Origin of the sequence: Streptomyces sp. 8N114, assembly GCF_052245835.1 — a bacterium.
Taxonomy (GTDB): domain Bacteria; phylum Actinomycetota; class Actinomycetes; order Streptomycetales; family Streptomycetaceae; genus Streptomyces.
The window spans coordinates 130,167-144,684 of sequence record NZ_JBQQBT010000007.1; the positions used below are offsets into that span (position 1 = coordinate 130,167).

11 protein-coding genes and 1 pseudogene are annotated in these 14,518 nt (G+C 69.9%); 10 read left to right on the top strand and 2 right to left on the bottom strand.

Annotated elements, in window-relative coordinates; all coding sequences use genetic code 11:
* Positions 1-28: 28 nt before the first annotated feature.
* A pseudogene (locus tag ACTWQF_RS17250) lies at positions 29-139 on the top strand (short-chain dehydrogenase); the annotation flags it as partial.
* Between the two features lie 216 nt (positions 140-355).
* Here the strand turns inward: ACTWQF_RS17250 and ACTWQF_RS17255 are convergent.
* The gene (locus ACTWQF_RS17255; RefSeq protein WP_443280285.1) at positions 356-1,678 is read right to left on the bottom strand and encodes a TerD family protein; all 1,323 of its coding nucleotides are present in this window, start codon (positions 1,676-1,678) and stop codon (positions 356-358) included.
* A 198-nt stretch (positions 1,679-1,876) separates the two neighbouring features.
* Between ACTWQF_RS17255 and ACTWQF_RS17260 the strand changes: the two genes are divergently transcribed.
* The 5 genes from ACTWQF_RS17260 (at position 1,877) to ACTWQF_RS17280 (ending at position 8,707) form a co-directional block, all read left to right on the top strand.
* Positions 1,877-2,791, top strand: coding sequence for an aminoglycoside phosphotransferase family protein (locus ACTWQF_RS17260; RefSeq protein WP_443280286.1), 915 nt, complete (start codon positions 1,877-1,879; stop codon positions 2,789-2,791).
* Positions 2,792-3,252: 461 nt separating this feature from the next.
* Complete coding sequence (locus tag ACTWQF_RS17265; protein WP_443280287.1) at positions 3,253-5,298, top strand: oxidoreductase; 2,046 nt, start codon at positions 3,253-3,255, stop codon at positions 5,296-5,298.
* Positions 5,299-5,338: 40 nt separating this feature from the next.
* Complete coding sequence (locus ACTWQF_RS17270) at positions 5,339-6,607, top strand: aromatic ring-hydroxylating oxygenase subunit alpha (protein ID WP_443280288.1); 1,269 nt, start codon at positions 5,339-5,341, stop codon at positions 6,605-6,607.
* Positions 6,604-7,701: an FAD-binding oxidoreductase gene (locus ACTWQF_RS17275; protein ID WP_443280289.1), complete on the top strand. Its 1,098-nt coding sequence runs from the start codon at positions 6,604-6,606 to the stop codon at positions 7,699-7,701. Before ACTWQF_RS17270 ends, ACTWQF_RS17275 begins: the two co-directional genes overlap by 4 nt.
* Positions 7,702-7,792: 91 nt before the next feature.
* Positions 7,793-8,707: a LysR family transcriptional regulator gene (locus ACTWQF_RS17280; RefSeq protein WP_443280290.1), complete on the top strand. Its 915-nt coding sequence runs from the start codon at positions 7,793-7,795 to the stop codon at positions 8,705-8,707.
* A gap of 84 nt (positions 8,708-8,791) precedes the next feature.
* On the opposite strand, the gene ACTWQF_RS17285 is transcribed toward ACTWQF_RS17280, so the two are convergent.
* The gene (locus ACTWQF_RS17285; RefSeq protein WP_443280291.1) at positions 8,792-9,619 is read right to left on the bottom strand and encodes an IclR family transcriptional regulator; all 828 of its coding nucleotides are present in this window, start codon (positions 9,617-9,619) and stop codon (positions 8,792-8,794) included.
* A gap of 213 nt (positions 9,620-9,832) precedes the next feature.
* On the opposite strand from ACTWQF_RS17285, the gene ACTWQF_RS17290 reads away from it, so the two are divergent.
* The 4 genes from ACTWQF_RS17290 to ACTWQF_RS17305 are packed head-to-tail and all read left to right on the top strand — an operon-like array spanning position 9,833 to position 14,510.
* Positions 9,833-10,414, top strand: coding sequence for a thioesterase family protein (locus tag ACTWQF_RS17290; protein WP_443280292.1), 582 nt, complete (start codon positions 9,833-9,835; stop codon positions 10,412-10,414).
* 13 nt (positions 10,415-10,427) lie between these two features.
* Entirely contained in the window at positions 10,428-11,606 is a 1,179-nt protein-coding gene (locus ACTWQF_RS17295) for an acyl-CoA dehydrogenase family protein (RefSeq protein WP_443280293.1), read from the top strand.
* A complete protein-coding gene (locus tag ACTWQF_RS17300) occupies positions 11,606-13,801 on the top strand; it encodes an acetate--CoA ligase family protein (RefSeq protein WP_443280294.1) in 2,196 nt (731 codons plus the stop codon). Before ACTWQF_RS17295 ends, ACTWQF_RS17300 begins: the two co-directional genes overlap by 1 nt.
* Positions 13,725-14,510: an enoyl-CoA hydratase-related protein gene (locus ACTWQF_RS17305; RefSeq protein WP_443280295.1), complete on the top strand. Its 786-nt coding sequence runs from the start codon at positions 13,725-13,727 to the stop codon at positions 14,508-14,510. Before ACTWQF_RS17300 ends, ACTWQF_RS17305 begins: the two co-directional genes overlap by 77 nt.
* Positions 14,511-14,518 lie beyond the last annotated feature (8 nt).

Genomic DNA, 14,518 nt, shown 5'->3' on the forward strand with positions numbered 1-14,518 from the left:
CACCCGGGTCCCAGCGCTGGGAGCAGACATGGGATTGAAGGACGCGGTGGCAGTTGTCACCGGCGCCAACCGGAGACTGGGACGGCACCTGGCCACCCAGTTCGTGGCGCGTGGAGCGAAGGTGTACGCGGCGGCGCGCGCCGCCGCTGCATCACCGTCTCGGCGCTGCACGTCGGGTTCATGGACACCGACATGGCCGCAGGTCGGCCCGAGCGATGTCCTGGTCCGGATCCAGGCGGCCGGCGTCAATCCGCTCGACTTCGAGATGTGGCACGGGGAGTTCCGACCCGCTGACCCCCTCACGGCCACTGCCGTACCGGCAGTGGCCGGAGTTCCCATCAGCGGTCGGGGTGGGTCAGCTCTTGCCGGCTGCGTTCCAGGTCATCCCCCAGCCGTATTCCAGATCCACGGCCTGCTGCTTCATGATGCCGGGCGGCAGCACGATGTACTTCGCCTCCCGCCGGACGATCAGTTCCCCGCCCACGTTCTCGATCAGTGCGACCGCGGCGACCGGCGCTTGAACGGTGCACTCGTCCAGGTGCATCTCGATCGGCGGCCCGACCGGCGGATACAGCGTGGCAACCCCGTCCAGGCCCGCGAAGCTCGATGCCCCGGCGTAGATGACCACGAACACAAGGAGGCGCTTGATCTCGGCCGTGTGATCAAGATTGACCACGAGATTCTCACCGGCCGCACTCGAGCCGGTCCGGTCGTCCTGGTCCAGCCGGATGTAGGGCGGCTGATCGAACGAGCCGAACTTGTTGTTGATGGGGTGGATGATCCCCTTGTCTCCGTTCTGCAGCTCCCACAGACAGGAGAGGTCGAGGTCGACGTTCTCCAGCCGGACGGCGCCCTTACCCTTCATCATCCAGCCACGCGACGGCTTGCGAGCGCTCCACGTGAGATTGACCCGCATGGCTCCTGAGGTGGCGCCCTGCTTGGTCAGCGACACGGCAGGCGCTGCCTTCGTCAACGTGACCTTCGTCAGCCGTACGGGCTGCGCCGGGGCAGCCGCAGGGGCAGGCGCAGGCGCAACCGGGGGCGGCGGGGGCGCGGCGTGCTGCATGGGCGCGGGCGGGGGCGCGGCGTGCTGCATGGGCGCGGGCGGCGGGGGCGGCGGAGGTGCGGTCTGCTGTGCCGGTGCAGGCGCGGCGGGCTCCTCGACGGTGATACCGAAATCGGTGGCGAGCCCTTCCAAGCCGGTGGAGTATCCCTGGCCCACCGCCCGGAACTTCCACGTGTCGTTCCGCCGATACAGCTCCCCGAGCACGAAAGCCGTCTCCGAGGTGGCACCTGAGGCGTCGAACCGCGCCGTCTCTGCGCCGCTCTCCGCGTCCAGCACGCGCACGAAAAGGCCGGGCACCTGACCGAACGTGCCGTCGGTGGAAGCCGCGACCACCACGGTCCCGATCTCCTGCTCCATCGCGGAAAGGTCCACCAGGATCGTCTCGAGCGCGCCGGTGCCTTCCTGGCGTTTGCCCTCGTGACGCACCGCACCACCGCGGTGCACCGGCTGGTTGTAGAACACGAAGTCGTCGTCCGACCGCACCTTGCCGGTCCCCGTCAGCAACAACGCTGAGGCATCCACATCAGGCGCCCCCGGCCCTCCTTGCCAACCCAACTCCACCCGGACCCTGTTAGCCGGCACCGGTACGTTGGCACCCTTTTGCAATGACATACAGCTCTTCCCCTCCGTGCCCTTCCAGTCCAGGCAGCTTAGGTGTTCGGATCACACACAGCACATGCCGGTCCGGCAATGGCGCGACCCGCCCCCATAGGTCAGTACCGACCACGACTCCGTCAGCCGTCCGAGTCGCATCCTGTCCTTCCAAAAGCGTTTGACGCCCGTCGGTATCCGGCGATCGGATGGCGCCCCATGAGCACAGGGCAGCTGCATCCCGGCCAGCACCCCATCGACGACGATCTCGTACGGCGGCTGATCGCCGGGCAGTTCCCCCAGTGGGCGGGGCTGGCGGTGGAGCGGTTCCCGTCCGGCGGCACGGTCAACGCCATGTACCGGCTGGGCGAGGACATGATCGTACGGCTGCCACTGGTGCAGGGCGGAGCCGGGGACGTATCGACGGAGCAGGAGTGGCTGCCCCGTCTCGCATCCCGGCTGCCTACGGCCATCCCCGAGGTGCTCGGGGCCGGTGAGCCCGCCGAAGGGTATCCCTGGCCGTGGTCGGTGTACCGGTGGCTGGCGGGGGAGAACCCCGAGGCGGGGGCGCTGAGCGAGCCCGTGCTGCTGGCCGCGGATCTGGCCGAGTTCGTGGCGGCGATGCGGCGCATCACGCTGCCGGGGGCGCCGGTGGCCCACCGCGGTGGGCCCGTCGCCTCGCTCGACGCGGAGACCCGGGCGGCGATCGAGGAACTGCGGGCTGTCCCGCAGGAGGGTGTCGACTGCGACGCCGCGACTGCCGTATGGGAGGACGCGCTGCGAGCCCCGGACTGGGACGGGCCGCCGGTATGGCTCCACGCCGATCTGATGCCGGGCAATCTCCTGGTGGAGGGCGGCAGGCTCACCTCGGTGATCGACTTCGGCTGCATGGGAGTGGGCGATCCGGCCTGCGATCTGTTCCCCGCATGGAATCTGCTGCCGCCCGGTGCGCGGGAGATCTTCCGCGAGGCGCTCGCCGTGGATGACGCGACGTGGAACCGCGGCCGGGGGCGGACACTCTCGCAGGCGCTGATCGCGCTGCCGTACTACCGCAGAACCAACCCGGCGATGGCGCGCAACGCCCGGCACGTGATCCGGGCAGTGCTCCGCGAGGGCCCTCCATTGTGCCGTTAAGGGGGTGCCCCTGCCGGTCGCTTGCGGGGTGCGGGTCCTCCCCCAAGCTCTTCGAGCAGGGGTACCCCCATGGCTTGTCGCGCAGTTCCCCGCGCCCCTTACGGGGCGCGCGTTGCCCCCTGCGAAGCTTGGGCAGTCTCCTCCCCCAAGCTCTTCGAGCAGGGGGTACCCCCAGGGCGCAGGGTGGCAAGCGCAGCCCCCATTGCCGGGTATTGCAAGACACGCCGGACAAGCGCTAGCAGACAACCCCCACCAGAGGAAGCGCAGCGGCAACAGTCGATCTTGCAGGTGGTTCGTACGGTTCCCTGTGACTTCGCTTGATTGTGCTCGGGGAACGGGGACTCCACGCTGGTGATGTACCGCTCGGGCGAGCTCAACTCCCGTCTGCCCGTGCGCCAAGACGGCGCCGAGGAATGCGTCGAAGTCCCCACCGGCAATCCGGATGGTTTCCGAGGAGCGCCATGCATACCCGAGTGACGGATCCCTTGCTCCAGCCCTTCACGATAAAGAACCTCACCCTGCGCAACAGGGTGGTCAGCACCTCGCACGAACCGGCTTTCGGGGAAGACGGTCTGCCCCGGGACCGCTACCGGATGTACCACCTGGAAAAGGCCCGGGGCGGGGTCGGCCTGACGATGATCGGCGGCTCGGCAGTCGTGTCACCCGACAGTCCGCCGTCGTTCGGCAATCTGCTGCTCTACCGCGACGATGTGGTGCCCTGGCTCCGACGGCTGGCCGACGATGTCCACGCCGCCGGGGCCGCGGTCATGTGCCAGGTCACTCATCTGGGACGGCGCACCAGCAATTACACGGGCGACTGGCTGCCCGTCCTTTCGGCATCACCTTTGCGAGAGCCTGCCCACCGCGCTTTTCCCAAGGAAGCCGAGCCCTGGGATCTGGACCGCATCGTGCGGGATTACGCCGACGCGGCCGCACGCTGCGAGGAAGGCGGTCTCGACGGTGTAGAGATCCAGTCGTACGGCCACTTCATGGACAGCTTCCTCTCGCCGGCGACGAACCACCGGGATGACGAATTCGGCGGGAGCCTCGCTGACCGCATGGCTTTTCCGCGCCGGGTTATCCGCGCGATCCGGTCCGCGGTCTCCCCCGAATTCATCGTCGGTATCCGCATGACGATGGAGGAGGACCGGCCGGGCGGATTGACCTTCGACGAGGCACTGGCGGCGGCCCGGAAGTACATCGAGGACGGCATCGACTTCGTCAGCACCATCCGGGGATCGATCGAGAGCGACGCATCCCTGGCGAAGGCGATTCCGTCCATGGGCACGCCCTCGGCGCCGTTCCTGGAATTCACCGCCAAGATCAAGCGCAAGCTCGATGTCCCGGTGATGCACGCCGGTCGCATCGCCGATGTCGCCACCGCACGGCATGCCGTACGGGAAGGTCTTCTCGACCTGGTCGGCATGACCCGGGCCCAGATCGCCGACCCCCATCTCATGGCCAAAGTGGCCGCCGGCCACGAGGACCGCATCCGGCCCTGCGTCGGAGCGAGTTACTGCCTCGATGCGATCTACGATTCCGGTGACACCAAATGCATCCACAATCCCGCCACGGGGCGGGAGCTTCGGCTGCCGCACACCGTCGCTCCTGCGGCCGAGCGGAAGAAAGCCGTGATCGTCGGTGCCGGGCCCGCGGGCTTGGAAGCGGCTCGCGTACTGGGCGAACGCGGGCACGAGGTCGTTCTGTACGAGGCAGGGGAACTGCCTGGCGGGCAGATCCGTATCGCCGCTGCGAACAGCCGCAGAAGGGATCTCCTCGGCATCGTCGACTGGCGCGTCGACGAGTGCAAGGTGCTCGGCGTCGAGCTGCGGCTCGGGGTTCTCGCCGAGGTGGAGGACGTACTCGCGGAACGCCCCGACATCGTCCTCGTCGCCACGGGCGGACTCCCCAACCTCTCCTTTCTCACACAGGGTGGCGATGTCGTGGCGGATACCTGGGACGTTCTCAGCGGAGCCCTGCGTCCCCGAGGACGGGTGCTGGTCTACGACGACAACGGGGCCTGTCCCGCGCTGGACGCCGTAGAGGTGATGGCGCGCCAGGGCGTCGCGATCGAGTACGTGACGCCGGAACGAACGCTCGCACCTGATGTCGGCAGCATGAATTCCCCCGCCTATCTCCAGGTCTTCGCCGAGCATGCGGTGAGCACCACGCTGGCGCACCGGCTGCTGTCCGTACGCCGCGAGGAAGACGGCCGCCTGACCGCGACTCTGCGCAGCGAGTACGCGGCGACGGAGACGGAGCACGTGGTGGATCACGTGGTGGTGGAACACGGAACGCTGCCCAACGCGGATCTCTACTGGGACCTGCTCCCCGGATCGAGCAACCTCGGTCACCTGGACCACCGCGCACTGCTGGCCTGCGAACCGCAGCAGAACGCCACGAACCCGGAGGGCCGCTACCAGCTGTTCCGGATCGGTGATGCCGTCACCAGCCGCAACATCCACGCCGCAGTTCTGGACGCACTGCGCCTGTGCCTGCCGATGTGACCTCGCTACCACCACGGAACAGCATCGAGAGGAGAGCAGCGTGACACTGCTGGGAAACACCAAGTCCTCGGAGGAACACCGGGTCCGCGACGCGGTGGCGCGACGGGCCGCCGGTCGCAGTCTGGAAGGGCCGTTCTACACCGACCGGGAGTTCTTCGACCTCGACCTCGCAGCGATCTTCACCCGCCAATGGCTCTTCGTCGCCGTGGACGCCGAACTGCCCGAGCCCGGCGACTACACCACGGTGGAGATCGGACCGTACTCGGTCATCGTGCTACGTGACGACGAGCAGAACCTGCGGGCATTCCACAACGTCTGCCGACACCGTGGCGCCCGCATCCTGAACGCGGGGAACGGATCGACCGGGAACCTGGTCTGTGGCTACCACAAGTGGACGTACGGAACGGACGGCACACTCCTGCACGCCCCCTCGCAGCCAGGGGACTTCGACCGTAGCTGCTCCGGCCTCAAGACAGTGCACGTACGCAGCGTCGGCGGGCTCGTGTTCGTCTGTCTCGCCGAGAAGCCGCCCGCCGACTTCGAGGAGGTCGCCGCCCGTATCGAGCCGTACCTTCTCCCGCACGAGCTGGGCCGGGCCAAGGTGGCGGCCCGGACCGACCTCGTCGAGGACGGCAACTGGAAACTCGTGATGGAGAACAACCGGGAGTGCTACCACTGCGACGGTCACCCCGAGCTGCTGCGCACGTTCTTCCCCACCTACGGCTACACCGAGGAAAACGTCCCTCTTCGGCTGCGCCCGGCGCACGAACGCTATCTGCGGGCGGACGCCGAGCTGCGCGAAACGTACGAGAAGCTGGACCTGCCGTACGCGCTCATCGAGGAGCTGGACAACCGCGCCACCGGGTTCCGCATCCAGCGCGATGCGCTCGACCTGGCCGGTGAGTCCTTCACCCCGGACGGCAAAGCCGCATGCCGCCGCCTGCTGGGCGACCTGCCCACACCACGCCTCGGACACCTGGCCCTGCACCTGCAGCCCAACTCCTGGTTCCACGTCCTCGGCGACCACGCGATCACCTTCAGCGTCCTCCCTCTCGCCCCTGACAGGACATTGCTGCGCACCACATGGCTCGTGCACCAGGACGCCACAGAGGGCGTGGACTACGACCCGGACACGCTGCTCAAGGTCTGGACCGCTACGAACGAGCAGGACGCGAGCCTCGTCGCCCGCGCTCAGCAGGGAGTCTCCAGCCCTGCGTACGAGCCGGGTCCGTACGCCGCGACGGAATACCAGGTCGAGGCGTTCTGCGCCTGGTACATCGCCCGCCTCCGCGAGGAGCTGCGGCGATGACCGACATGCTCACCCTCCCGGCCTCCTTCCGGCCGCCGGCCGCACTCTGCGGAGGGGACAGCGCGGCCGACCACTTGCTGGTCTGCACACAGGTCCTCGATGTCACCCGCGATACGAAGACCTTTTCCTTCGAGCCGACCGAGCCCGGCCTCTTCCGCCATGACCCGGGCCAGTACCTCGCGTTCACCTTCGCGATCGACGGCCAGGAGACCACCCGCTGCTACACCATCTCCTCCCCGCCGTCACGCCCGCACGTCGCCGCGGTCACCGTGAAACGCGTACCCGGGGGGCGGGTCTCCAACTGGCTGCACGACCATCTGACCCCGGGGCAGGTGGTCCGCGCCCGAGGGCCGCAGGGCCGGTTCTCGATGGTCCGGCATCCCGCGCCCGCCTACCTGTTCCTCTCCGCGGGCAGCGGGGTGACGCCCCTGATCTCCATGACCAGAACGCTTTACGACCTGGCGTCCCCGGTGGACGTGGTCTTCGTGCACAGCGCCCGCACTCCCGACGACATCCCGTTCCGGCAAGAACTGGAACTCATCGAGGCGACCGCGCCGAACATCCGGGTCACTCACGTCTGCGAGGACGACGGGGCGACGCAACGGTGGCACGGCTACCGGGGCCGTCTCACCCTTGACATGCTGCGGCAGATCGCTCCCGACTTCCGCGGGCGGGAAGTCTTCACCTGCGGACCACCCGGCTATATGCACGCGGTCCGCCGGCTGCTCGCCGCAGCAGGGCTCCCCGAGGACCGCTACCACCAGGAGAACTTCGAGGCTCCATCCCCTGTCCCCGCGCCGGCCGGCACCGGGACGGATACGGGCGGGGCCACGAGATTCGCGGTGGAACTCTCCCGCAGCGGGACGACCATCGAGTGCGACGCCGGCACGCCGGTGCTGGAGGCCGCAGCCCAAGCGGGTCTCACCCTTCCCTCCTCATGCGGACAGGGCATGTGCGGCTCGTGTCTGACCACCCTCGAAAAGGGTTCGGTCGACATGCGGCACAACGGCGGCATCCGCCCCAGGGACAGAGCGCAGAACAAGATCCTGCTGTGCTGCTCAATGCCCCTGGAAGATCTGGTGATCGACGCCTGAAGCGGATGGCGGCTCAGCCCGGCTCCGGCGCCGCTGAGGGAGAGCAGAGGAGAATCAAACGATCCTGAGCCCGACCGTGCAAACTGTTTGCATGATTGACTCCCGGCTTCGGATCCTGCAGATGGTTGCCGAGCACGGCACGGTGACAGCCGCGGCCCGGGTGCTGCACTACACGCCCTCCGCCGTCTCCTACCAACTGCGCCAGCTCGCCGCTGAGGTGGGCGTGGAACTGGTGGTGCAGCAAGGCCGGGGCATACGTCTGACGAACGCGGCCCGCATCCTGTTGCGCCATGCGGAGCGCCTCCATGAGCAGTGGGAGCTCGCCCGCACCGAGCTGGCCGCCGTCGGCACCGAGCCCACCGGCCAGATCACGCTGTGCGGGTTCTCCACCGCCGCCAGCCGCCTGCTGCCGCCCGCTGCGGCCGGACTCCGCGACACCCACCCTCGACTGACGGTCCGGATCATCGAAGCCGAACCCGACCGCTGCTTCGACCTGCTGCTCTCGGACGAGGCCGACCTCGCGCTGCTGGTGGTCACCGCGGATTCACCGCCCATGACCGACCACCGCTTCGACCAGCAGCCACTGCTGGACGACCCGCTGGACCTGGTCGTTCCGCGGGATCACCCCCTCACCCGGCAGCAGCGGGTCACCCTTGCCGATGCCGCGAGGGAGCCGTGGATCCTGGGCAATCCGGGTACGACCTACCACCAGTTGGTGCTCACCGCCTGCATGAGTGCCGGCTTCACCCCCCACATCGCCCACTACGCGGATGAATGGGACACCGGCACCGCACTGGTCGCCCACGGCTTCGGCGTGATCCTCGTACCGCGCCTGGCACAGCTGCGCGGCGGGTCACTGGTGGAACGCCTCCCGCTCCATGGCGAGCCTGCTCCGGCCCGCCGCATCATGTCCGTCACCCGTCTCGGCGCCCGAGAGATCCCCACCCTCACCCACGCCTTGGAGACCATCACCGCAGCCGCCGAGCAGCTGTTGCCGCAGCAGTGACAGAGCCGCCGCTCGACACGGGGCGACGGCCGCACCCCGAGCCGCACCTCCGAGCCACGGTTCACCGGAGCGCCCGTCGCGCGGTTACGCCCCGGGCGCGAGTCGTTCGCGGATTTCCTGTGCCGCGCGTCGGGCCTGCGCGCCGAGTTGAGCGAAGCGGGACTCGGGGACGCGGTCCCGCGGGCCCCAGACGCTGACGACGGCGATGGGGTGGTCGTCCGCGTCGAGGACGGGAGCGGCGACCCCGTACAGCTGGGGTTCGAGTTCGCCGACGCTGACGCTGTAGCCCTGGGCGCGGACCTCGGCGAGTTCGGCGTGCAGGGCCCTCCGGCCGGTGCGGGTCGTCTCGGTGTACTCGGCCAGCGGTCCGGAGAGCAGCGCGTCGACCTCTCCAGGTGTTTGCCAGGCCAGCAGCGCCTTGCCCGCCGAGGTGGCGTGGATCGGCACCTGCCGTCCGAGCCAGCGCGCGCTGAGCACTGCGGGCGGGACCACCTCGTCGACGTACGTGAGGCCGAGCCGCCGGGCCACCGCCAGGTTCGCGGTCTCACCGGTTTCCCGGCACAGTCGCTCCAGTACGTCGTGGGAGCGGCGGATCAGTCCCTCCACGCTCGCGGTCGAGGCCAGCCGGCTGACCGCGGAACCGATGGTGTAGCGGTTGCCCACCGGGTCGCGCTCGACCATCGCGTGATGTTCCAGGGTGGCCAGCAGCCGCCAGGCCGTGGCCCGGTTCAGTCCGCACTCGGCGGCGAGTTCGGCGGCGGGACGGCCCTCGGGAGCGCTCGCCGAGACGGCGTTGAGCAGGGCGATGGCCCGCTCCAGTGCCTGCACCCGGCCCCCGCCGTGCCGCGACCCGCCCTGCTCTCGCAAGGAGTCCAGGGTGTCCAAGGAGTCCGGGGCGTGCGCCGCGTCCATTTCCGTTGCCTCCGCTCTCTTCGTCCGCTCCGCGAAGCGTAGTCGTCCACCTCGCACGGCTCGTACGGCTCCTACGGGCGGTCGCGGCCCCTTGACGCGCCGGAAAGCCCACCCGTAGCGTCGCATATTACGAACGGCCGCCGCACACTATGCAACGCATGCATGGCGGCACAGCACGCGGCGACTGCTGAACCGTGATCACAGGGTGGGCAGATGGCAGAGAACCCGGCACGCGTGGTCACCCCGTACGAGGGGACGGGGCACCGGCCATGGGACGACGCAGTGCCCGTACCGGCGCCGCTGGAGCTGCACAGCACTCCGGTACGGCCGGAGTGGGTGGACTACAACGGGCACATGAGCGAGTCGTGCTATCTGCTCGTCTTCGGCGACAACTCGGACGCCTTCTTCCGCTACCTCGGCATCGACGAGGAGTACCGGGCGAACGGCGGGTCGCTCTACACGGTCGAGACGCACCTGCACAACAAGCGCGAGGCGGCCGAGGGCGAACCGCTCCGGCTCACCCTGCGGTTGCTCGACCACGACACCAAGCGTGTCCACCTCTTCCACGAGATGCGGCACGGCGCCGACGGCACCCTGCTGGCCACAGCCGAACAGATGCTGCTGCACGTCGACACGGAGCAGGCCCGCGCCTGTCCGCTCCCCGGCGAACTGCTGCGCAGGCTCGGCGCGATCCAGACCGCGCACGACGTACTGCCTGTGCCCGAAGCAGTCGGCAAGCCCATGGGCATACCCGGCGACCGCAGCCGGGCCGGCCGCCGGACCAGGACCAGGTGAGGAGAGGACGAGCATGGATTTCGAGCTCACCGACGAGCAGCGCTTGATCGTGGAGACGGTCGGCAAGTTCGTGAGGACCGAACTGGACCCCCACGCCGACGAGGTCGAGCGGCTCGACGACGTACCGCCCGAACTGGCCCGCGGTATCCGCGAGAAGGCGATCGCCGCCGGCCTGTACGCGGCGAACATGCCGGAGGAGATCGGCGGCGGCGGACTCGACGCCGTCACCATGACCCTCGTCGAGCGCGAACTGGGAAAGACCAGCTTCGCCCTTCAGATGCTCGTCGCCCGCCCCAGTAACATCCTCGAAGCCTGCGAGGGCGAGCAGCGCGCCCGCTACCTCCTCCCCGCGGTCCGCGGAGAGCGGCACGACTGCCTCGCCATGACCGAGCCCGGCGCCGGCTCCGACGTGCGCTCGATGCGGACCCGGGCCGTACGCGAAAGCTGCGGCGACGGCGGCGCTGAGGCGTACGTACTGAACGGCACCAAACACTTCATCTCGCACGCCGACATGGCCGACTTCGCCATCGTGTTCGCGGCCACCGGCACCGAGGAGACCGCACGCGGCACCAAGAACCTCATCACCGCCTTCCTGGTGGACCTGGACGCGCCCGGCGTCGAGGTGCGGCGCGGCTCGGGATGTGTGTCGCACCGCGGCTACCACCAGTGCGAACTCACCTTCGTCGACGTTCGGCTCCCGGCCGGGCAGCGGCTGGGCGAGGAGGGCCGCGGCTTCGCGCTGATGGGGGAGTGGCTCGGCGCCAGCCGTCTCCAGGTCGCCGCCACCAGCATCGGCCGCGCCCGCCGTGTCCTCGACCTCACTCTCGACTGGGCCGCCGAACGCGAGCAGTTCGGGCAGCCCATCGGCAGGTTCCAGGGCATCGGCTTCCCGCTCGCCGACATGGCCACCGAGCTGGAGGCCGCCGAACTGCTGACCCTGCGCGCCGCCTGGAAGCAGGACCAGGGCACCATGACCGACCGCGACGCGGCGATGGCCAAGCTGTACGCCTCCGAGGCCCTGGGCCGCATCACCGACCAGGCGCTCCAGACCTTCGGCGGCATGGGACTCATGGCCGAGCTGCCCATCGAACGCTACTGGCGCGACGCCCGCGTCGAGCGCATCTGGGACGGCACCAGCGAGATCCAGCGGCACATCATCTCCCGCTCCCTGCTGCGTCCACTGGGCGCCTGATGGCGGCGGGCGCCCACTCACTGAAGCGCCTGCTGGCGCCCCGGCACACAGCCGTCTACGGCGGCGAGTCGGCGGCCCAGGTGGTACGCCAGTGCCGCGCCGTCGGATACGAGGGCGAGCTGTGGCCCGTCCACCCGCGGCGGGCGCACATCGAGGGCCTGCCCTGCTACCGCAGCACGGCCGAGCTCCCCGCGACGCCGGACGCCGCATTCCTCGCCGTGCCGGCGCAGGCCACAGTGGAAATCCTCGCGGAACTCGCCGGGCGCGGCGCGGGAGGAGCTGTGTGCCACGCGTCCGGCTTCGCCGAGGACGGGCCGCGCGGCGCCGCACTGGAGGACGCACTGCGTGCCGCCGCCGGTGACATGCCGGTGATCGGCCCCAACTGCATCGGCGTCCTCAACTACCTGGACGGCACGGCACTCTGGGCCGACCAGCACGGCGGCGCGCGTACGAACAGCGGCGTCGCCGTCATCACCCAGAGCGGCAACATCGGCCAGAACCTCACCATGCAGCGCCGCGCCCTCCCGCTCGCCTACCTGATCACCGCGGGGAACGGCGCCGTCACCGGAACACCGCAGCTGATCGAGGCGCTGCTGGAGGACCCGCGGGTGACCGCCATCGGGCTGCATCTGGAAGGGATCGCCGACGCCGCCGGATTCGCCCGCGCCGCTCTGTCCGCACTGCGGCGCGGAGTGCCCGTCGTGGCGCTGAAGACGGGCAGTTCCGAGCTGGGTGCGCAGACCACCATGAGCCACACCAGCTCCCTCGCCGGGTCGGACGTGCTGTGCGACGCGCTGTTCCGGCGTACCGGCGTCGCGCGGGTGGCGGAGATCGGCACCTTCGTGGAGACGCTGAAGCTGCTGCACGTCCACGGACCGCTGACCGGCGGCCCCGACCCGGCGGGGCACGCCCGGATCACCTCGGCCAGCTGCTCGGGCGGCGAGGCAGCCCTGCTGGCCGACACCGCGCAGCAGCACGGGGTCGAACTCCCGCCGCTCCCGGAGCAGTCGGCGGTACGGCTGCGCGAGGTGCTGGGCGCGCAGGTGCACGTACGCAACCCGCTCGACTACCACACCTACATCTGGGGCGACTTCCCCGCGCAGCGGGAGTGCTTCAGCGCCCTCCTCGGCGCGGGCTGCGACATGAACCTGCTGTTGCTCGACATGCCACGCGCCGACCGGTGCGAGGGCGACGCCTGGACCACCGCACTGGACGCCTACGCCGCGGCCCAGCGCCGCACCGGCGCCCCGGCATGCGTCGTCGGCTCGCTGCCCGAGGGCATACCCGAACCGGTCGCGCAGCAGCTGCTGTCGGAGGGCATCGCCCCTCTTCAAGGGCTGGCCGACTGTGTACGGGCCATCGCCTCGGCCCACCGGATAGGCGCAGCCCAGCGTGCGGCCGACCGGGTGCTGCCGCCCCACGGCCCGGGACGCGGGCAGGCCACCCGCGGAGACGAGGTGCTGGACGAGTACGCCGGGAAGCGGGAGCTGGCCGGGTACGGCCTGCCCGTCCCGGACAGCGCCGTGACGGCACCCGGCGACGCCGCGCAGGCCGCTCATGGCCTGGGCTTCCCCGTCGTCGCCAAGGCCCTTGCCACCGACCTGGCGCACAAGAGCGACGTGGGCGGCGTGCGCCTGGGACTGTCGGGCGGGACGGCGGTGGAGGAGGCCGTCTCAGCCATGGCGGGGCTTGCCGACAGGTTCCTGATCGAACGGATGGTGCCGGACGCGGTCGCCGAACTTCTCGTCGGGGTGCACCACGATCCGACGTTCGGCCCCGCGCTGACCCTGGGAGCGGGCGGCGTACTGGTGGAACTGGTCCGGGACACCGCCACATTGCTGCTTCCCGCCACCGGTGAGGAGATCGAGGCCGCCCTCTCCTCGCTGCGCGCGTGGCCGCTGCTGCGCGGCTTCCGGGGGCGCCCGGCGGGCGACGTACGCGCCACCGTCGACGCGGTCCAAGCCGTGGCCGCCTACGTGCAAGACCACCCCGAGGTCACCGAACTGGACGTCAACCCGCTGCTGGTGCTGCCCGAGGGGCGCGGCGCGGTCGCCGCGGACGTACTGATCAGACGCCTCACCCCACACGGGAACGACGGGAACGACGGAGAGGAACACCATGGACCCCGTACGGCTGGACGTACACGACGGCGTACTGGTGATCACGCTGGACCGGCCCAAGGCCAACGCCATTGACGCCGCCACGAGCCACGCCCTGTTCGCGGCCTTCGACCGGCTGCGAACGGACGGCACGCTGTGCGCCGCGGTGGTCACCGGAGCGGGGGAGCGGTTCTTCTCCGCGGGCTGGGATCTGAAGGCCGCCGCGGAGGGCGAGGCCATCGAAGCCGATCACGGCCCCGGCGGGTTCGCGGGGCTGACCGAGCTGTTCGACCTGGACAAACCCGTGATCGCCGCGGTGAACGGACTCGCGCTGGGCGGCGGATTCGAACTCGCCCTCGCCGCCGACCTGATCGTTGCCGACGCGCACGCGGAGTTCGCCCTCCCCGAGGTGAAGGTCGGCATGATCGCCGATTCCGGCGGAGTCCTGCGGCTCCCTCGCAGGCTGCCGCGTGCCGTGGCGACGGAGCTGCTGCTGACCGGCCAGCGGCTGGGCGCGGCGGAGGCAGCCCGGTGGGGCCTGGTGAACCAGGTCGCCGAGCGGCCGCACACCGCCCTGGAGAGGGCCATCGATCTGGCACAGACCATCGGGGAGGGCGCGCCCCTGGCCGTGGCGGCCGTGAAGGAAGTGCTCCGCGCGACAGAGCAGCTGGCGGTCGAGGACGCCTACGCCCTGCTGCGCGGCACACACCTGCCCCGCTACCGCTCCATGCTGACCTCCGCCGACGCCCAGGAGGGCCCCCGCGCCTTCGCGGAGAAGCGCGCACCGCGCTGGACGGGGGCCTGAGCACGAAC